19 protein-coding genes are annotated in these 19,900 nt (G+C 62.3%); 3 read left to right on the top strand and 16 right to left on the bottom strand.

All coding sequences use genetic code 11. The features are described 5' to 3' along the window. Positions 1–88 precede the first annotated feature (88 nt). Genes NVS32_RS08050 through dinB form a run of 3 tightly spaced genes read left to right on the top strand, consistent with a single transcriptional unit; the run spans position 89 to position 3,301 of the window. A complete protein-coding gene (locus NVS32_RS08050) occupies positions 89–766 on the top strand; it encodes a response regulator transcription factor (RefSeq protein ID WP_258499350.1) in 678 nt (225 codons plus the stop codon). A 35-nt stretch (positions 767–801) separates the two neighbouring features. Beyond that, positions 802–2,031 (top strand): sensor histidine kinase, encoded by a 1,230-nt coding sequence (locus NVS32_RS08045; RefSeq protein ID WP_258499349.1) that lies wholly within the window; start codon positions 802–804, stop codon positions 2,029–2,031. 7 nt (positions 2,032–2,038) lie between these two features. Then, positions 2,039–3,301, top strand: coding sequence for a DNA polymerase IV (gene dinB, locus NVS32_RS08040; protein ID WP_258499348.1), 1,263 nt, complete (start codon positions 2,039–2,041; stop codon positions 3,299–3,301). Between the two features lie 47 nt (positions 3,302–3,348). Here the strand turns inward: dinB and NVS32_RS08035 are convergent, their stop codons facing one another. From NVS32_RS08035 to NVS32_RS07960, 16 genes are all read right to left on the bottom strand, one after another. Then, entirely contained in the window at positions 3,349–4,344 is a 996-nt protein-coding gene (locus NVS32_RS08035; protein ID WP_258499347.1) for an ABC transporter permease, read from the bottom strand. Next, positions 4,337–5,425: an ABC transporter permease gene (locus tag NVS32_RS08030; RefSeq protein ID WP_258499346.1), complete on the bottom strand. Its 1,089-nt coding sequence runs from the start codon at positions 5,423–5,425 to the stop codon at positions 4,337–4,339. Before NVS32_RS08030 ends, NVS32_RS08035 begins: the two co-directional genes overlap by 8 nt. Then, entirely contained in the window at positions 5,422–6,948 is a 1,527-nt protein-coding gene (locus NVS32_RS08025) for an ABC transporter ATP-binding protein (RefSeq protein ID WP_258499486.1), read from the bottom strand. The genes NVS32_RS08030 and NVS32_RS08025 overlap by 4 nt, the downstream gene beginning before the upstream one ends. Before the next feature lie 97 nt (positions 6,949–7,045). Continuing rightward, a complete protein-coding gene (locus tag NVS32_RS08020) occupies positions 7,046–8,311 on the bottom strand; it encodes a BMP family ABC transporter substrate-binding protein (RefSeq protein ID WP_258499345.1) in 1,266 nt (421 codons plus the stop codon). A gap of 245 nt (positions 8,312–8,556) precedes the next feature. Continuing rightward, on the bottom strand, positions 8,557–8,943 hold the full coding sequence (gene rsfS / locus NVS32_RS08015; RefSeq protein WP_258499344.1) for a ribosome silencing factor: 387 nt from the start codon (positions 8,941–8,943) through the stop codon (positions 8,557–8,559). Between the two features lie 8 nt (positions 8,944–8,951). Continuing rightward, the gene (yqeK, locus tag NVS32_RS08010; RefSeq protein WP_258499343.1) at positions 8,952–9,605 is read right to left on the bottom strand and encodes a bis(5'-nucleosyl)-tetraphosphatase (symmetrical) YqeK; all 654 of its coding nucleotides are present in this window, start codon (positions 9,603–9,605) and stop codon (positions 8,952–8,954) included. Continuing rightward, positions 9,602–10,309, bottom strand: coding sequence for a nicotinate-nucleotide adenylyltransferase (gene nadD / locus NVS32_RS08005; RefSeq protein WP_258499342.1), 708 nt, complete (start codon positions 10,307–10,309; stop codon positions 9,602–9,604). Before nadD ends, yqeK begins: the two co-directional genes overlap by 4 nt. After that, a complete protein-coding gene (locus NVS32_RS08000) occupies positions 10,306–11,565 on the bottom strand; it encodes a glutamate-5-semialdehyde dehydrogenase (RefSeq protein WP_258499341.1) in 1,260 nt (419 codons plus the stop codon). Before NVS32_RS08000 ends, nadD begins: the two co-directional genes overlap by 4 nt. 77 nt (positions 11,566–11,642) lie before the next feature. Then, positions 11,643–12,761, bottom strand: a complete 1,119-nt coding sequence (gene proB / locus NVS32_RS07995) for a glutamate 5-kinase (protein ID WP_258499340.1) — start codon at positions 12,759–12,761, stop codon at positions 11,643–11,645. Further along, complete coding sequence (gene obgE / locus NVS32_RS07990) at positions 12,761–14,152, bottom strand: GTPase ObgE (RefSeq protein ID WP_258499339.1); 1,392 nt, start codon at positions 14,150–14,152, stop codon at positions 12,761–12,763. Before obgE ends, proB begins: the two co-directional genes overlap by 1 nt. Before the next feature lie 117 nt (positions 14,153–14,269). Beyond that, positions 14,270–14,518 (bottom strand): 50S ribosomal protein L27, encoded by a 249-nt coding sequence (gene rpmA / locus NVS32_RS07985; protein WP_032111829.1) that lies wholly within the window; start codon positions 14,516–14,518, stop codon positions 14,270–14,272. Between the two features lie 40 nt (positions 14,519–14,558). Next, on the bottom strand, positions 14,559–14,870 hold the full coding sequence (rplU, locus tag NVS32_RS07980; protein WP_042089376.1) for a 50S ribosomal protein L21: 312 nt from the start codon (positions 14,868–14,870) through the stop codon (positions 14,559–14,561). A 189-nt stretch (positions 14,871–15,059) separates the two neighbouring features. After that, positions 15,060–15,767 (bottom strand): TIGR03936 family radical SAM-associated protein, encoded by a 708-nt coding sequence (locus NVS32_RS07975; RefSeq protein ID WP_258499338.1) that lies wholly within the window; start codon positions 15,765–15,767, stop codon positions 15,060–15,062. Then, positions 15,764–17,641 carry a TIGR03960 family B12-binding radical SAM protein gene (locus tag NVS32_RS07970; protein WP_258499337.1) on the bottom strand — a complete coding sequence of 626 codons (1,878 nt, stop codon included), beginning with the start codon at positions 17,639–17,641 and terminating at the stop codon, positions 15,764–15,766. Before NVS32_RS07970 ends, NVS32_RS07975 begins: the two co-directional genes overlap by 4 nt. Before the next feature lie 2 nt (positions 17,642–17,643). After that, entirely contained in the window at positions 17,644–18,648 is a 1,005-nt protein-coding gene (locus NVS32_RS07965; RefSeq protein ID WP_258499336.1) for a hypothetical protein, read from the bottom strand. A 24-nt stretch (positions 18,649–18,672) separates the two neighbouring features. Further along, a complete protein-coding gene (locus tag NVS32_RS07960; RefSeq protein WP_438273329.1) occupies positions 18,673–19,881 on the bottom strand; it encodes an FtsW/RodA/SpoVE family cell cycle protein in 1,209 nt (402 codons plus the stop codon). Positions 19,882–19,900 lie beyond the last annotated feature (19 nt).

The following is a 19,900-nucleotide window of genomic DNA, read 5'->3' as shown; positions in this document are numbered from 1 at the left end:
GCGGGGTGCATCGTCCCTGCGTTTAAGTGGGATTTAAGTCTCACAACGTACGATTATCCTGACAAGACACAAATTAAGGAGGACCCCCATGAACGTACTCGTTGTCGAAGACGAGCGAAACCTCGCCGATGCCATCGTTCGCATTCTATCTGACGCGGGATACAACGCCGAGGCCGTCTACGACGGCACGTCTGGTCTCACGAGCGCGAAGAGCGGTCTCTATGACGCAATCGTCCTCGACGTAATGCTTCCGGGCATGAACGGCTACGACGTGGTCCACGAGCTGCGCCGCGCCAGCATATCGACACCCGTGCTCATGCTCACGGCTCTCAACTCCACCGAGGACAAGGTCGAGGGCCTTGACTCCGGAGCCGACGACTACATGACCAAGCCCTTCGAGGCCCAGGAGCTTCTCGCACGCCTGCGCGCCATCACGCGCCGCAAGGGCGAGGTCATGATCGACGAGATCAAGTTCGCCGACCTCACGCTCGACCTTACCACCCACGACCTCTCGTGCGGCGAGAAGAAGATCCACCTCTCCGGCAAGGAGTTCGAGCTCATGCGCATGCTCATGAGCGCATCCTCGCGCGTAATCTCCAAGCAGGACCTCCTCACGAGGGTCTGGGGCGCAGACGCCGAGGCCTCCGAGAACTCCGTCGAGGCCTACATTTCGTTCCTGCGCAAGAAGCTTGCCCACGTGGGGTCCAAAGTTCAGATCACCACGCTCAGGATGCTTGGTTACAGGCTGGAGCTCTTCGAGGACTAGCAGGAGGCCGTCGGACCTTTTAGGAGGTGCCCCGGATGCTGCAGAAGCTTCGCAGGGAATTCGTCGTCATAACTATGGCCCTTGTGGGACTGGTTCTTGTTGTTGCCCTTGGATCTGCCCTGGTGAGCAGCTACATGAACCAGTCCAGCATGGTTTATTCGGCACTGACCCATGGGCTCAGGGAAGACATCGACTTCACGCCGCGCTTTGGCGACCAAGGAGACGGTGACGAGCCCCATGGCCCCAACTGGCTCACGCTCTCCGCTGACGTCTCGACCGACGGCACCATCATCGCAAAGAGCTCCTACTACATAGACCCCGGCGTTCTTACCCAAGTGATTGCCGAGGTCCTTGCCTCGAGCGAAGATTCCGGACACAACGCGAACCTGCACCTCTCGTGGATGCGTTCGCAAAACGAGACTGGCTGGCGCGTCTCGATCGTCGATACGCAATCCGTTGACGCCGCCCTCGCTCGTCAGACCGCAACCGACGTTGTGATTGTCCTTGTCGCCATGGCGGTGCTCTTTGTGATTGTCTGGATTCTCTCGGCATGGATCATGAAGCCGATCCAGAAGTCGTGGGACTCTCAGCGACGCTTTGTGTCTGACGCCTCGCACGAGCTCAAGACGCCGCTAGCGGTGATCTTGGCCAACACGCAGATCCTGCTCGACGACCCGCAGATGCCCGCGGAGACACGCACGTGGGTCGAGAACACCAACGACGAGGCGAGCCACATGAAGGCGCTCGTTGAGGACTTGCTCACGCTTGCCCACACGGACGAGGCGCAGGCGGACGGTGCCAAGCACGTTCTCGCCCTCGAGGACTTTGACCTCTCGGAGGTGGTCGACGAGTGCGCCATCGAGTTTGATGGCGTAGCCTACGAGCGCGGATGCTCAATCGAGAGCGACATAGAGCCCAACATCCACATCCAGGCAGATCGCACGCAGATTGCACGGGCCGTGCGGACGCTCGTCGACAACGCAACCAAATACGCGACGAAGGGAACGGCCGTAAGCGTTCGCCTCAAGAAGGCCGACAAGCGTGTGGTGCTCACCGTGAACAACGCAAGCGCCCCCATGGACCCCGACGACCTCGAGCACATCTTCGATCGCTTCTACCGCTCCGACAAGGCGCGCAGCCGCGAGGAGACCGGTGGCTTTGGCCTTGGGCTTGCCATTTGCAAGGGCATCGTCGACGCCCACGGCGGCTCCATCACCGCAACGAGCACCGCCGAGGAGGGCACCACCTTCACCATCACCCTATAATCGGGACATGGCAGAGAGAGCACAAGACATCCTCGAATGGAACGGGCCGGCCATTGGCCTTCTCGACCTCGACGCGTTCTTCGCGTCAGTCGAGCAGCTCGACCATCCCGAATGGCGGGGGCTCCCCGTGATTGTAGGCGGCTCTGCCGACCATCGTGGCGTTGTCTCGACGGCATCATACGAGGCAAGGCGCTACGGCGTCCACTCCGCCATGCCGTCTGCGCAGGCCAGGAGACTCTGTCCCAACGCCATATGGACGCAGGGTAACTTCACCCGCTATCGCGAGGTAAGCGCTGCCGTCATGGACATCCTCACTTCCGAGACACCGCTCGTAGAGCAGGTCTCCATCGACGAGGCGTTCTTCGACGTGACCCCGGGGCGTTTCTCGCGCGAGAACCCCATAGAGATTTGCCGACGCGTACAGACTCGCGTTGCCAGACTTGGGGTGAGCTGCTCGATTGGCCTTGGCGTGAATAAGACCGTCGCCAAGATAGCCTCCGAGAGGGATAAGCCACGCGGGCTCACGATTGTCTTCCCCGGCACCGAGGGCACATTCCTGGCTCCCCTACCCACCGGAGCCATGAGCGGCGTGGGCCCTGCCACTGAGCGGCGCCTTGCCACCATGGGAATTCACACGCTTGGAGACCTGGCACGCGCGGACGCCAAAGAGCTGCGCGCGACATTTGGCGTGACGGGTCCACGGTTGGTAGAGCGCGCGGCAGGCCTCGAGAGGAGCCGCGTGGCGGAGCGTGCCATGCCCGAGGAGGTCAAGTCCGTCTCGAACGAGCGGACCTTCGACCATGACCTTACGACCAGCGACGAGGTGCGCGCGGCCGTGCTCCACATCGCTGCGATGACGGGGAGGAGGCTGCGCCGCAAGGAGCTTGCTGGCAGCACCGTCACCCTCAAGCTTCGCTATGCAGACCTCCATGTGAGAACGGCCCAGAGGCAGCTTGCCTCGCCAACAAACGACGAGCATGTATTTGGGCCTGTTGCCGTTGACCTCCTTGGTGGGCTCTGGCGCGAGGGAACGCCGGTGCGCCTTGTGGGCGTGGGGATTTCGGACTTCTCGGACGGCCAAGGCCAGCAGATGGGCCTCTTTGAGGAGACAGCCGAATCCGCCGGCGCCCATCGCGACCAGGCAGCCCTCTCGAAGCTCACCGACGCCCTACGCGACCGCTTTGGCGACGACGCGGTGAGCTACGGGAGAGACCTTCGCTTCCGCGACCACACCACGGGCACCGCCCCCATGGGCAAGAACGACGGATGAGACAAAGGGATGAGACAAAGGGACTGTCCCTTTGTCTCATCCACACGCTAGCGGTCTTCGCGGAAGTAGGGCAAGCCGAGACTCTCCGGAGGTTGGTTCTCTCGTTTGTTGCGCACGCTCGTGATGACGAGCACCACAATGGTGACAACGTAGGGAAGCATCTTGTAGAGCTCTTTGACGGCGAGGTCTGTGCCTGTTGGTATGAAGAGGTACAGGATGTAGAGGCCACCAAAGAGAATCGACGCAAGGATGCTCACGTTGGGCCGCCAGATTGTGAAGATGACCAGCGCAATGGCGAGCCAGCCGCGGTCGCCAAAGGCATCGTTCGACCAGACACCATTGGCGTAGTCCATCACGTAGTAGAGGCCACCAAGCCCAGCGATCATGCACCCAAGACAGGTGGCAACGTACTTGTAGCGCGTGATGTCGATGCCTGCCGCGTCTGCCGTAGCGGGATCTTCGCCCACGGCCCGCAATTGCAAGCCAATGCGGGTCTTTGTGAGCACGTGAGAAGAGACGAGCGCAATCACGATGGCAGCGTAAGCAAGGAAGCCAAACGAGAGGAACATCTGCCCAAACACGCCCAAGGAATCCGCAAGGGGAAGCGTGGTCCTAAACAGGCCTGATGTGGTCGAGAGAGAGATGGAGGGAACGTCCGCGCCCGCAAGCTTGATGAGGGAGCCACCAAAGAAGTTACCAAACCCCACGCCAAAGGTGGTCATGGCAAGACCGGTGACGTTTTGGTTGGCACGCAGCGTGACAGTGAGGAAGCAGTACAGAAGCCCCATCAAAAGCGAGCCCACCAAGCAGCAGATCAGGGGTATGAGGATGCCCAGAGCTGCATTCATCTGTGATGGGTCCTCAAAGCTGTGCTCATAGAGGAACGAGCCTATGACGCCGCAGATGCCACCAACGTACATGACACCAGGGATGCCGAGGTTGAGGTTGCCGGACTTCTCGGTGATGATCTCGCCCGTGCTGCCAAAGAGAAGGGGAATGCTTTGGGCAATGGCACGGGGGATGAACGAGACAAGATCAAACATCTGCCTTCTCGACCTCCTCTGACTTCTTGGTGAAGTAGACCCTGTAGGTGATGAAGAACTCGCTGCCAATGATGAAGAACAGGATGATGCCGGTAAGGATGTCGGCGAAGCTCTGGTTAAGAGCATAGATGGTCGAAATCTCGCTGGCGCCCCGCTCCATGAAGACCAGGAGGAACGAGCTGGCGATCATCGAAAAGGGGTTGAACTTGGCGAGCCACGCAACCATGACGCCCGTGAAGCCACGGCTGTTCGCGATGGTGGTAGTGAGAGTGTGGTCAGTTCCTCCCACCAAAAGAAGGCCGGCAAACCCGCAGATGGCGCCCGAGAGGAGCATCGTGCGAATGATGACCTTGGGGACGTTGATGCCAACGTAGCGCGCGGTGTTAGTGGACTCTCCAACCACAGAGATCTCGTAGCCGTGCTTAGTGTATTTGATATAGATGTACATCAGCACGGTGATGATAGCCACCAAGATGATATTGAGCAGGTACTTGTAGTCACCGATCTGCGGGAGCCAGCCTGCTTCGGTTGACTGGTTGATGATGCCGATCTTGCCCGAGCCCTTGGGTACCTCCCACACAATGATGAAGTAGGCAACGATCTGCGTGGCCACGTAGTTCATCATAAGCGTGAACAGCGTCTCGTTTGTGTTCCATCTGGCCTTGAAGAGCGCGGGGATAAGACCCCACACCGCACCGGCGACAATTGAGGAAACGATCATGCACAGGATGAGAAGCCCATTGGGAATCTTGTCGCCAAGAAGGATCATGCAGGCGGCCGTTGCAAGGGCGCCCATGAGGACCTGCCCCTCCCCGCCCAGGTTCCAGAACTTCATCTTGAAGGCAGGTGCGAGGGCAAGCGAGACGCACAGCAGGATGGCAATCTCCTGCAGCAGAATCCAAATCTTTCGCGCGGAGCCAAAGGCACCGCTAAAGAACGTCACGTAGACGTCGATTGGGTTGAGTCCCGTGAGAATCGTTGTGATGACGCCGCAGATGACAAGTGCGAGGACGACCGAAAGCCCCCTGATGGCCATCGATTGCAAGAGTGGCATCTCTTTTCGCTTCGCGATGTGTATCATGCCGCCTCACCTCCCTCAAGCCTCGTCATCATGAGACCAACCTCGTTCTTTGTGGTGGAGCGCGCGTCCACAATGCCGCTCACTTTGCCGCTGCACAGAACCAGAATCTTGTCGCACAGCTCGAGCAAGACGTCGAGGTCCTCGCCCACGTACACCACGGCCACGCCAGACTGTTTCTGCTTGTTGATGAGGTCGTAGATGAGGTAGGAGGAATTCACGTCGAGGCCGCGTACGGCATAGGCGCAGAGAAGGACGCTTGGGGAGGAGGAAATTTCGCGCCCAACCAGGACCTTCTGGACATTTCCCCCCGAAAGGCGCCGTACAGGGGTGTCGACGCCCGGAGTGTCGATCTCAAGCTCGTCGACTACCTTCTCGGCAAGCTCTCGTGGGGCCTTCCTGTCGGCAAAGATGGACTTCCCATCGCGAAAGGAGCGGAGCAGCATGTTGTCGGTGAGGCTCATGCTGCCAACGAGTCCCATGCCCAAGCGGTCCTCTGGGACAAACGAGAGCGCCACCCCCATGGAGGAAATCTGGTATGGGTCCTTACCCGCAAGCTTCCGGACCTCACCGTTGTCGACAACGTACTGGATGCTTCCGGACTCGATGCTCTGCAGGCCAGCAATGGCCTCGAGCAGCTCTTTCTGCCCGCTGTTCGAGACGCCCGCGATGCCCAGGACCTCCCCGCCAAAGGCCGAGAAGGACACGTCGTCGAGCTTGAGGATTCCCTCGTCGTCCCTTACGGAGAGGCCCTTTACGCGGATGCGCTCGGCTGGGTCCACTGGCATGGGGCGTTCGATGTTGAGCGTCACCTGGTGGCCGACCATCATGTTGGTCATCTGCTGCGTGGTGGATTTTGCGGTGACCATCTCGCCCACGTTCTCTCCCTTGCGAAGCACCACCACGCGGTCGCTTATCTCCTCAACCTCATGGAGCTTGTGGGTGATGATGACGATGGCCTTGCCTGCGTTGCGCATGTTTCGGAGAACGGCAAAGAGCTTCTCGGTCTCCTGCGGGGTGAGCACCGCCGTGGGCTCGTCCAGGATGAGGATGCCCGCGCCCCGGTAGATGAGCTTGACAATCTCGACCGTCTGCTTTTGGGAGACGCTCATCTCGTAGACCTTCTGGTTGGGATTGACGTCGAAGCCGTAGGTCTTACAGATGTCATTGATCCTCTCGGTCGCCGCCTTGAGGTCGAACCCACCGCTCTCATCGAGCCCCAAGACGATGTTCTCCGTGGCCGAGAACACGTTCACGAGCCTGAAGTGCTGGTGGACCATACCAATGCCATGCTCAAAGGCGTCCTTGGGCGAGGCAATGGTAACTGGCTTGCCCTGAATCTCGATGCTGCCTGCATCGGGAAAGTAGATGCCAGAGAGCATGTTCATGAGCGTGGTCTTGCCACTGCCATTTTCGCCGAGAAGAGCCAAGATTTGGCCGCCATATATGTCAAGGTCAACATCGTTGTTGGCCTTGACCTGGCCAAACGACTTGCTGATATGCCTCATCCGCACGACTGGTTGCATTTCTGCCACGAGACTTCCCATCACTCGAAGGAATTGCCTGACTAATGAAAGACGGCCTCCGCACTACCGGAGGCCGTCCACTCATGGCCGCGCCAGCTTAGAAGGCGGTGTCAAGAAGCTCGATGCCGTCAATCTGCACGTCGAAGTACGGCGCCGAGCGGTACTCGGACTCGTGGAAGTAGCCGTCCGAGACGACCTCGGTGTCGGGCGTGTAATTGGGATCGGTGTCGACGTCTGCCTTGTAGGAGTCGAGCTTCGCGCCCTTGACCGTGAAGGTGGAGGTGTCAAAGACGTGGAGGCTGCCATCCTCGAGCTTGCCCTTGACCTCGTCGAGCTTGGCCTGTGTGCCATCGGCGGCAACGGAGGTGTTCAGGTCAGTGAGTTCGACGGAGCCCGTGGACAGGGTTCCCGTCCAATCTGTTTCGATGGTAGAGCCGTCCATCACGGCCTGGATTGCGTACTTGTAGTACGGGACCCAGTTGATGCGAGACGAGATAATGTAGGTGTTGGGGCAGGCATCCTGCGTGCTGCCGTTGTAGGAGACGTCGGGAACGCCGGCGTTCTCGCAGGCGGTGGGGGCGCCCATGGAGTCTGCATGCTGGGAGATGAGGACGCAGCCGTCATTGATGAGCTTGGTCGCGCCCTCCTTCTCGGCGGTCTCGTCATACCAGGAGCCCGTGAAGGTGACTTCCATGGTGACCGACGGGCAGACGGACTTGGCGCCAAGGTAGAACGAGGTGTAGCCGGAGATGACCTCTGCGTATGTGTAGGCGCCCACGTAGCCCATCTTTGCCTGGTCGGAGGTGATCTTTCCGGAGTCGATCATCTCGTTGAGCTTCATGCCGGCGGCAACGCCCGCAAGATAGCGGCCCTCGTAGATGGATGCAAAGGCGTTGTGATAGTTGTCAAGGCCCTCGGTGTGCGCCTTGGTACCGGTGGAGTGGCAGAACTGGATGTCAGGGAACTCCTTGGCAGCCTGGATCATGTAGTCCTCATGGCCAAAGGAGTCGGCGAAGATGATGTTGCAGCCGGCATCGGCAAGCTCGGCGGCAGCGTTGTAGCACTCCTGGCCCTCGGGGACGTTGGTCTTCAGCATGTACGTGTCCTCGCTGATGCCTAGCTCCTGGCACGCCTCCTTGGCGGCGTTGATGAAGTTGAGGTCATACGTGGAGTTCTCGTCGTGCAGCGTGATGAAGCCCGGCTTGATGGCTGCAGCGCTCGAGGAGCTGTCGCTCGCGCTGGCGTTGGAGCTGGTGGCGCTGCCGCCGCTGGCACAACCGGCAAGGAGAAGAGCTACGGCGCTGCCACCTCCCAGCTTGACAAATTGACGGCGGCTGAAGGTTTGCTCGTTAAAGCTCTTCATGGTACCCATCCCTTCGCATTAGAACCGTGCTCCGTGCCGGACACCTGTGGCGCGGTAATGTGAATACCGTGCCTGCGGTTTCTCGGAAAATAGCACAGACGTTCAAACGAGCTGGGATGACAAGCGCAGCGAACACACAGCAGACTCAAGCGTTAACGCCTATGAAATGATGCCATCGAGGTCCTTGCAAGGAAGCCGGGCACCCGTGTTTTCGCAACAAGGGCACCCAGCCTTACCCAACATAGCTACTCGTTGGTATCCACGCTGGCATCCAGGTCATCAAGACCCATGTCGACCTCGGGCGCATCGCCCCAGAGCTTCTCAAGACGGTAGAAGTCGCGGGTCTCGGGCTTGAAGACGTGAACCACGACGCTGCCAAAATCGATGAGCACCCAGTTCCTGCCCTCGCGTCCCTCCGTCGAGATGGCAGTGACACCGCAGTTGGTGCGGACTTTCTCGCGGACTTCGTCGACGATGGCATCGGTCTGCGGGTTGCTGGTTGCCGAGCAGATCACAAAGTAGTCGCAGACATCCGTCTTGGCAGTGAGGTCGAGGACAACGATGTCCTGGGCCTTCTTGGAGTCTGCCGCCATGCTTGCAACTCGTGCGATGTCATAAGGTGTGATTGCCATGTTCTCCCCTATCGGGCCCCAGCGCCCTCGCGCGCCGCGGCCAGTCTGTTGTACGTATCGATGGTACCCGGCCAGAGGTACCTTGAGCCTTTGAGCACGTAGATAATGCCACCGACAAAAGATTCCCAGAAGAGGTCGGCAAGCGTGGTGCTCCCCACGAGCGCGCGGGAGGCCTCGATGCCAGGCGTCTTGGGACGGAGCGGCTCGATGCCGTCTGCAACAAAGAGCACCATGTCAAGCGGGCTCATCTGGGGAGCAGCCGTGGTGTGGACCTTAACGGCGTTCCACACCTCTGGTGGGACCTCAGGGTAGCTATTTGGCAGGTCGCGAGCGGCCACGATGCCATGGAGCAGCGGAGCAACCAGCTCGAGGTCAACGCCCATGTCAATCCCAAGCTCGCGTGCGCGCGAAACGATCTTCTCGCCAGAGAGAGCCTTCTCCCAGTCGTGAAGGATGCCTGCCAGACGCGCCTTGTAGGGGTCCACCCCATAGAGGAGGGCAAGTCCTTCGGCACAGGAGGCAACAGAGAGCGAGTGTGCAAGGCGGTGCTGCTTGTGAGCCAGCTGAACCTTGAGGTCTCGCTCCAGGCGCGCGATGAGTTCACGCTGCTCGACGCTGTAGTCCGGCTCTGCGTGGCCAATGACGTCCTTGTAGCCCGTCACGCGACCACCTCGGAGGTGTGCCCGTAGCGGTTGGTCGACATGCCATAGAGGCCGTGCTTGTGGAGGTAGCCCGTAACCGGGTCCGGCGTGAGGTAGCGCAGGCTCTGACCCGCCTTGACCCGTTCCCTCAGATGGCTTGACGAGATGGCAAGCGCCGGAACAGAAAGGTATGTGACGTCGAAGGCAAGACCAGATGCGTCTATGGCGTCCCATGCGCGATCGAGGTCATAGCCCGGCCGCGTCGCCGCAACGAGGTGAGCAAGGCGGGCGATATCTGCAGCGTCTCGCCACTTGACAATCTCGGTGATGGCGTCTGCCCCGGTGATGAAGTAGAACTCGACGTTCTCGGGATAGAGCGAGCGAAGAAGCCGCAGCGTGTCTGCTGTATAGGTAACGCCCTCCCTGTCCACCTCGAAGCGAGAGGCAACAAAGTGCGGGTTGTCCGCCGTTGCGAGGAGTGTCATGGCATAGCGGTCCTCGCCGGAGCTCACATTGCGGTCCTGCTTGAAGGCGGGACGTCCGGCGGGCATAAAGACCACGAGGTCGAGGCCGAGGTCATCGAAGGCCTGCTCGGCGGCGACAAGGTGCCCGTTGTGGATAGGGTCAAAGGTGCCGCCCATGATGCCCAGCCTGTAGGTCCGGCTGTCATCGGTGCCAAGCACCGGCAGGTCGCGCTCCCTGAGCGCAGCAGCATCAACGCTCATCGCACCTGACCATCCCCGCGCACAACGTACTTGGTGGTAGTGAGGGCAGAGGCGCCCATGGGTCCGCGGGCATGCAGCTTCTGCGTGGAGATGCCAATCTCGCCGCCAAGCCCAAAGACGCCGCCGTCAGTGAAGCGCGTCGACGAGTTGGCGTAGACCACGGCCGCATCCACCCCGGCGAGAAATGCCTCGCACGCCTCGTAGGAGTCGCTCACGATGGCCTCGGAGTGGCCAGTGCCATAGCGGTTGATGTGCTCGATGGCCTGGGCGACATCCTCAACGCACTTCACGCTCATCTTGAGGTCCAAATACTCCCTGCCCCAGTCATCCTGGGTCGCAACTCCCATGGGAACCTGGGTCTCTGCAGCGACCCTGCGTGCAAGCTCGTCTCCCACCAGTTCAACGCCGTGTGCGTGGAGGGCGCAGAGCACGGGCGGCAGGAGCTTCTCGGCAGCACATGCGTCAACGAGGAGCGACTCCGCAGCGTTGCAGACGCCGGGCCTCGAGCACTTGGCGTTGACCACAATGTTCACGGCCTTCTCAGCGTTAGCATTGCGATGCAGGTAGATGTGGCAGTTACCAGTGCCGGTCTCAATGACGGGGACCGTCGCGTTCTCCACGCAGTAGCGGATGAGCGAGGCGCCGCCACGCGGGATGAGGACGTCCACAAGCCCCGTGGCGTGCACGAGCTCGGAGGTCTGTGTGTGCTCGGCGTCGTCGTCAACGTACTGCACGGCGTCTGCGGGAAGGCCCGCCTCGACAAGAGCATCCCTGCAACAGGCTGCAAGCGCCATGCAGGACTCACGGGCAGCGGAGCCGCCCTTGAGGACGCAGGCGTTTCCAGAGCGCACGCAGAGGGCAAACGCATCGGCCGTTACGTTGGGGCGGGCCTCGTAGATGATCGCGACAACGCCCATGGGCACCGATACTCGTTCAACGCGAACGCCGGAGTCAAGGGTGCGACCCCAGCTCACGCGGCCGAGAGGATCATCCTGACGAGATATCTCCTCAAGCGAGGACGCAATGCCGTCCAGCCGCTTGGCGTCCAGCATGAGCCTGTCGAGAAGGGGGCCCGGCATGCCGGCCCTGCGAGAGCGCTCCATGTCGTGCCCGTTGGAAGCCACGATGGCGTCCGTCCGCTCTCGGATGAGCCTTGCGGCGGCAGCAATGGCAGCAGACCTACTGGCAGCGGCAGCCTGCCCCAGGGCATGCGAGGCCGTTCTTGCGAGTCCCGCCTTTGTACGAGCCTCAGACATGTGGTGCTCCCTTCGAAGTCCAGTCAAGTACGCCTATCCTAGCAGCACACGGTTTGTTTGTGGCAACCCGTAACCAGCTAGAAGACCAGGAGCTCGTCGCGATGGATTGCGGGCTGGGCCGCGTCCTCGCCCAGGAAGCGAGAGATCACGTCAAGCTTGAGTCCGCGCACGCGTGACATGTCCTCGGAGGAGTAGCGCACCGCTCCCCTGCCCAGCAGCGTGCCGGCAAGGTCGCGGACGTCCACCACGTCTCCGGCGGCGTAGGTTCCACGAGTCTCCACCACGCCAACGGGAAGAACCGAGGCGCCGCGCTCGGTAACGGCACGCGCGGCACCGTCATCTACAACGAGCGTGCCGCGAACGACCTCGGCAAGGCCAATCCAGAGCTTGCGTCCCAGCTCGTGCGGGGTCCCCTTGGCGCTGGCCTCGAAGCGCGTGCCAACGCCCACGCCATGGGCGGCGTCAACGAGAGCGCGCTCGCGCCTGCCTCGGCAGATGACTGTGGGGATGCCGGCAGCGAGCATAGCGCGGGCTGCGCGCACCTTCGATGCCATGCCGCCCGTGCCGTAGCTGGTCCCCGCACCCCCCGCCATGGAGGAGACACGGCCGTCCACCTCGCTCACGCGCTCAATGAGCTTGGCGGTGGGGTCGGTCTGGGGGTTGGCCGTGAAGAGGCCGTCAACGTCAGAGAGGATCACGTACAGGTCTGCCGAGACGAGCCCGGCCACAATGGCGCCAAGCATGTCGTTGTCTCCAAAGGCGAACTCGGCCACGGAGACGGTGTCGTTCTCGTTGACAACAGGCATGGCACCGAGCTCGATGAGACGCATCAGGGTGTTGCGCGCGTTGAGGTACGCCTCGCGATCCACAACGTCGCGGCGCGTGAGCAGGACCTGCCCGCAGGGGATGCCGCGCTCGGCAAGGACGTCTGCGTACGCCTCGGTAAGCTTAGCCTGACCCGCGGCCGCACAGGCCTGGAGCGTCATGATGTCAGAGGGACGCCCGGAAAGCCCCAGCTCGTCTCGACCGGCCGCGGCGGCACCCGAGGAGACGAGAACCACGTGGGTACCCTCGTGAGCGAGCTCGACCACCTGGTCGCAGAGCGTGCGGATGAAGGCGCGATCGAGCGCGCCGCGCTCGTCCACAAGGGTGGACGATCCCACCTTGGCAACAACGAGCGAGGGGATGTTGGCCATTACTCCTCGCCCCCGTCGTCGTGAACGTCCGGCTCGTCCTCGGCAAGCTCGGCGTAGTCATCCTCGGCAGGCTCGCCCTCGTAGGTGAAGGCAAGCTCGAGGATGCGCACCTCGTCTCCGGGGACGCAGCCAGCCTTCTCCAGGCGGTCGTCCAGGCCCGCGCGGTCAAAGCGGTGCTGCAGGTACGCCACCGCCTCGTCGTTGTCCCAATCGGTCTGGATGACCATGCGCTCGATTGCCGCGCCGGTCACGCGCCACACGTGCGCACCCTCGCGCTTGATCGACATCGTGCGGTCACGCTGTTGGCGGCGGCGCTCCCACCGTGCGGACGCCTCGTCCGCCTCGCCCGTAGGCGCGGGCGCCTCGGCACGGAGCTTGGCAACGGAATCTGCCGTGTCGCTTACCAGGACGTCAATGCCCTCGCCCGTAACGGCAGAGATGGCGTGGAACGTGTGCCCGTCTGCCTCTGCGGCCTCGCGGAGGGCCTTGACGGCATCCTCGGTACCAGGCATGTCGCACTTGTTGGCAACCACGATCTGCGGGCGGTTGGCCAGCTCGGAGGCATAGGCGGCAAGCTCCGCGTTGATGGTACGGTAGTCCTCTACGGCATCGCGGCCCTCGAACCCACCCGTGACGTCAACCACGTGCAGGATAAGAGCCGTACGCTCTATGTGGCGCAGGAACTCGTGCCCCAGCCCCTTGCCCTCCGAGGCACCCTCAATGAGACCGGGGACGTCGGCGCAGACAAAGGAGCGGCCGTCACGCGCTCGGGCCACGCCCAAGTTGGGGACGAGCGTGGTGAAGGGGTACTCGGCGATCTTTGGGCGCGCAGCCGAGATGTGCGCGATGATGGAGCTCTTCCCCACCGACGGCATACCCACAAGCGCGGCGTCAGCCATGAGCTTCATCTCGAGCTCGATCCAGTGCTCCTGGGCCGGTTCGCCCTTCTCAGCAAACGCAGGAGCACGGCGCACTGAGGTCACGAAGTGCGTGTTGCCAAGGCCGCCCATGCCGCCGGGGGCCACCACGACGCGCTCGCCGGGGCGGGTGAGGTCAGCAATCTGATAGACGGGCTTCTGCGTTGCCGGATCAAGCTCGCGCACGACGGTTCCCAGCGGAACGCGAAGGACGAGGTCTGCACCGTCCTTGCCATGCATGCGCTTACCCTGGCCATGCGTGCCACGCTCGGCCTTGAAGTGATGCTTGTAGCGATAGTCGATGAGTGACGAGAGCTGCGGATCTGCCTCGACGATCACGTCGCCGCCATGGCCACCGTCGCCGCCGTCCGGGCCTCCCTTGGGGACGTACGCCTCGCGACGGAAGGACATGCATCCCGCGCCGCCGTCGCCGCCCTTGACATTGATGTGAGACAAGTCTGTGAATGTGACCATGGTTTCCTCCTCGGTTGCCCCTGATGGTACGGCAACTCACAGGGGACGTGCGCATGGCGCGATATGAAACGAGCCCCGCCGAAGCAGGGCCCAACAAAATACGTATGACGCGCGCCGCTACTCCGTGACGACGTTAACGACGTGCTTCGTGCCCTTCTTGAACTGCACGACGCCGTCGGCGAGTGCAAACAGGGTGTCGTCCTTGCCACGGCCAACGTTATCGCCGGGGGTGATGTGGGTGCCGCGCTGACGAACGATGATCTGGCCGGTCTTGATTGCCTGACCGCCGTAAATCTTCACGCCAAGACGCTGGGCGTGGGAATCGCGGCCGTTGCGAGACGAGCCGAGGCCTTTCTTGTGTGCCATAGTGCTACCTGCCTATCTGAAGTGGACGGAGTGGGTGAGGCTACGCGGTGGGGAGCTCGGAAATCCTCAGCTTGGTGAGGTTCTGACGATGACCCTTGGTGCGGTGGTAGCGCTTACGCTTCTTGAACTTGAAGACAAGAACCTTCTCGCCCTTGTGCTGGTCGACGACCTCGGCGGTGACTTTCTTGTCCTCGAGGGCGGCAGGGTCAACGATAGTCTTCTCGCCGTCGTTCAGGAGGAGAACGTCGAGCTGGACCGAATCGCCAGGCTGCGCGTCGAGCTTCTCGACGTCGAGGACGTCGCCCTTGGCAACCTTATACTGCTTGCCACCAGTTGCTACGATTGCGTACATGTGTGTAACCCTTCATTGCTGGCGTGAGTGCAACAGTAAGTTATCTTACTAGCCGCGCGGAAAACCGTCAACGAAAAATCGCCTTGACCTGCGGTGCCGCAAGGGAAACTGAATCGGGTGGCCGAGGCCTGACGCTTTTCCGCACAACCTTGATAAGTCTAGCCTGCTAGGAGCCCAAGGAAAGACCCACTACAATGGCTCCACAAGACTCCCATCTTCATCCTCGTGCCACTGAGCGACCCTGCACACGGAAAGCGCCGGCATGTCAAGCCCCGCCTCCCGAGCGGCGGCACCAATCAGAATAGCCGGCCTGAGCGAACCCGCCTCGGTGGAACGGCAGTCGAGAAGAAAGCCGTTGCCACTGGGGCGCACCTCGCACGAGACGAGCGTGCGCCCAAGGTCAACGTGCTTTTCCTTCTCGCCGCGCAAATATGTGAGGTTTCCCTTTGCGCGTGCGGCTTCTACGCCCCGGGCAAGCGCCTCTACGCTGGTCTCGTCGATCACGTTCACGCTCCATGTGGAGCGCGTGAGCCATGCCTCAAGGGCAGGCAGGCCATAGGGAACATAGGCCGCCGCCGTTGGTGCCAAGAGCGTGGGGCTCGACGCGACAAGACGTTCGAGTGCCACCTTGGGGTCCACCTCCTCGGTCAGGAAGAGGTCGAAGTATTCCCCCATCGACGCCGCCCCCACGGGAAGAGCCTGCGAGAACTGCAGGCGCATGCGACGCGCGAAGCCGTTGCCAACCGCAAAGGGAAGCTGCGAGCGACGCACGCTTCGGTTGATGGTGTTAATGACCTCGAGGTGCCCCAGATGCGCGAGCCGGCCGTCCTTGCGGTAGCGCACGCGCAGCCGGTACTGGTTGAGCTTGCTGTTGGTGATTGCGACGGTGTTGATCATGCGCGCTCGCCCCAAACCACGTTGGCCACACCAAGCGTGGGGCAAACATTGCAGCCCACGCAGGAGTCGCGCGTGCAATCCGGTGTGGTGACGCCCTGGGCTGCACGTCGCCACTCGCGCTGAAGGAAGCCCTTAGAGACGCCGGGCGAAGTGTGGTCCCACGGGAGCCTCGCGTCAAGCGGGAAGCCCTCAGACGCAATGGAAGGAAGGTCGTAGCCAAGCTCATGCGCGGCGGCATCCCAGGCGTCATAGTCGAACTCGCTCGTCCACGCGTCAAAGCGACACCCACGGCGCCATGCGGCAAGCACCAGGTCAAAGCCAGCACGCCCCATCTTGGAGAGCGCCCCCTCCACAAGCGAGGTCCTGGGGTCGTGATAGGAGATCTTCACGTCGCGGTCGGTGTTGGCGCCAAGGAGCAGCCTGGCACGGCGCTCGACCTCTCCCACCTCGAGCTGTCCCGCCCACTGAAACGGCGTGTACGCCTTGGGAACAAAGACGGCAACGGAGGCCGAGACCTGGACCTTGCTCTTCTTGCCACGCCCCACGACCTCGCGGCCTATCTCGAGAACGCGGTGAGTTGCAGCGGGTATCGCCAGGATGTCATCGTCCGTCTCGGTGGGAAGCCCCATCATGAAGTAGAGCTTGACGCGACGCCAACCGTGCTCGAAGGCGTTTCTCGCAGCGCGCTCGAGGTCTTCCTCGGTCACGTTCTTGTTGATGACGTCGCGCAGGCGCTGGGTGCCTGCCTCGGGCGCAAAGGTGAGGCCGCCGCGCTTGGAGCCAGAGGCGGCGTTCGCCATGTCAACGCCAAACGAGTCGAGACGCTGAGAGGGAATGGAGACGCGGATGCCACGGCCTGAGAGACGCGCATCGAGCTCGTTCAACATGGGTGCGCACTGAGAGTGGTCTGTGGTCGAGAGTGACGTGAGGGAGAGCTCGTCGTAGCCCGTCTCGGCAAGGCCGCGCTCGCTCGCCTCAACAACCTGGTCCATGGGACGCTCTCGCACGGGACGGTAGGTCATGCCCGCCTGGCAGAAGCGGCACCCGCGTGCGCAGCCGCGCAGGACCTCGATGGCAAGGCGGTCCTGGACAATCCCCATGTATGGCACGATGTGCTCCGCACACGCAGGCGTGGACGCAAAGTCCGCGACGCAGCGCTTGAGCACGACCTCTGGTGCGCCGGTACCAGGCTTGGGCACGGCATAGCCCCAGCGCGTAGACGTGTTGTCCACAACCACGTCGTAGAGCGAGGGAACGTAGACTCCCTGAATGCGCGAAAGCGCGATGAGGACGTCTGCGCGCGATGCCCCTGCCGCCCGGACGTCACGCACGCAGGCGGCCATCTCAACGATGGCGTCCTCGCCGTCTCCAAGGAGAATTGCGTCGAACATTGGGGCAAGCGGCTCCGCGTTCCACACGGAAGGGCCACCAGCGATGACGATGGCATCGTCATCGGAGCGCTCCGCCGCGCGAACGGGGATTCCGGCAAGGTCGAGGGTCTCGACGATGTTAGTAGCAACGAGCTCGTGGGCAAGCGTGAAGCCCACCAGGTCAAAGGAGGCCAGGGGGGCCGCAGACTCGAGAGCAAGAAGCGGCACGTGCCGCTCGCGCATGAGGTCCGCCATGTCATGCCAAGGCAGGTAGCAGCGCTCGCAGGAGATGCCGTCAGCGGCGTTGAGAGCATCGTAGAGAATCGAGATGCCCAGGTTTGGCTGGCCGACCTCATAGGCGTCGGGATAGACGAGACACGCATGGAAGGGTCCGGGTTGCTCCTCAACGGCGCCCCACTCGTGATCGAGGTAGCGCGAGGGCTTCTCGACAAGCGGCAACAGGGGCTCGATGAGCCGGAAGAGGTCCTCTCGGGCTAGGCGCACGGCTACTCACCCCTGCCCACGGAGCCGTCGGGGCAGAGCACCACGTACGATGGAGCGGATGCGCGTCCAGTACGGGAATGTCTGCCGTCCCGCTGCTTGGAAGCGTGCTCACCGGACTTCCCGGGAAGCTCGAGGTGGCGTGACGGCGCCTGACGGGAGATCTCCTCGCCGTGCGGTCGCAGCGAGCCATCCTCGAAGTCGAAGCGAACCTGCAGCGCTCGTGCCGTGGCCACGGTGCCGGCATAGCCCATGGCGCCCTTGAAAGCCCAGCCGAGGCCGGGAACGGCGCGGGAGACGGCGCGGGCCAGCGCGCGGTAGCCAAAGCCGGCGCCGACCACACCCGCGAGCTCCAGCGCACGCGAGGGGTCGAGACCACGCCCATAGGCAACCGCGATGTCGAGGGCAAGCTTTGCCTGGTTGGCAGTCATGACCGCCATGTCGGAGCCAGGGATGAGGGTCACTGCACCCACGGCGGCATTCTCCATGGCGCAGCGCCTCACCAGCGAGTCGACCTCCGCGGGACGGCAGAAGGGGAAGTTTGCCGCAAGCGCCAGGCCCTTGTCGGTGGCCCCCACGAGCCAGGTACCAAGGCGGGGGACGAGCGCGAGGGCATCCGCGCACGCGAGGACCTCCAGGAACGGCAGGGACTCCTCGGGAAGGTCGACGTCGGGAACCTCGACCGCAGACTCGGCCACAAGCGCCACGGGCACGGCGCGCCGGGCGGCATCGCGGGCAAGCGCGGCCTCCGAGGCAGCCTGGTCTCCGCAAACGATCACCAAGGCATCGGGGGCAACGCCATCGGACGCGGGGGCGTCGACGGGACGAACGTCCACGAGGCCTGTCGCCTCGCGCGCGACAAGAGCCTCCTTGATGGCAAGCACAAGCCCCCGGGGCGCGCCCGAGGAGATGCGCACCCAGACGCGCACGGCCTCAGAGCCACCCTCACGAGCGTCTCTACCTGCGCCGGCGACCTCGAGAATCTTTCCCCATGAAATCTTGCGCGCCATAATCCTCCTTACGATCGGCCGCCGCTACGCGGACTTCTGCCGGTGCCTCCACACAGACTGTACCATCCCAACGGCCATGAGCTGCGCGATCATGGAGGTTGCGCCATAGCTGATGAACGGGAGCGGGATGCCCGTGATAGGCATGATGCCCATGCACATGCCCACTTCCTCGAGCACCTGGAACGTCCACATGGCGGCGCAGCCCACGCACACGAGCTTTCCGAACATAGACTCGCAGCGCATGCCCAATAGTATTGTCGAGAGAATCATCCACGCGAAGAGTCCGAGCAGCACCAAACCACCCACAAAGCCAAACTCCTCGGCGAGAAGGGCAAAGACGAAGTCGGTCTGGGCCTCGGGAAGAAAGCCGTTGCCGGCCTGCGTAGCGCTGCCGATGCCCTTGCCGAGAAGCCCCCCAGACCCTACGGCGATCTTTGCCTGCTGCAGGTTGTAGCCGTTGTTGGTTGGGTCAACCGAGGGATCGACAAACACGATGAGACGGTTGAGCTGGTAGGTCTTCAGAATATGCGGGAAGCCGTCGAGCATGGACGTCACGATGATGGCGGCAGCGCCAACAACGATGAGCGCAATGGTCACGAGCACCCAGCTGCGCTTGGCACCCGAGCAAATGATGATCGTTGCGCCAAACACCAGAAGCACCAGGCCGGTGCCCAGGTCTGGCTGGAGAAGAATCAGGCCAAAGGGCACCAGGAGGATCGCACAGAGGCGTACGTAGTCGCGAAGCGACTCGATCTTTCCGTTGTATTGGGCGCCAAGTGCCGCCATGAGGTAGATCACCACAAGCTTGGCAATCTCAGATGGCTGGAACGTGATGCCAACGCCAGGCACCTTGACCCAGCCCGTGATGCCCTTCGCCGAGTAGCCAAGGCCGGGGATCTTGGGCGCGATCATGAGGATGCACGCAACAATGAGGAGCGCACGCGTCATGCCCTGGAGGTTACGGTAGTCGTAGCGCCAGACGAGAACGGCGCCCACCAGGCCCATGGCAATTCCCACGAGATGCCTGGGGAAGTTTGCCTCGGCAATCGTGAGCGATGCGGACCAGACGACGACAACGCCGTAGACCACGAGAAGAAGCGCGGGGATGAGCTGCGAGAGATAGAGCCCGCCCAGGGTCTTCCCAAGCCTGCCGGAGCCCGTGGACGCCCTTCTCGAGGACCCCCGATTGAGGTGGTTGCTCGCAGAGTTGAGAAGGCCTTGTCTTCTTGCCATGTTTGCCATGAGTCCGCCC

Origin of the sequence: Tractidigestivibacter montrealensis (assembly GCF_024741235.1) — a bacterium.
Lineage (GTDB): Bacteria > Actinomycetota > Coriobacteriia > Coriobacteriales > Atopobiaceae > Tractidigestivibacter > Tractidigestivibacter montrealensis.
Note: the sequence above shows the minus strand (reverse complement) of the source record. Positions and strands in the feature narration are given on the sequence as shown.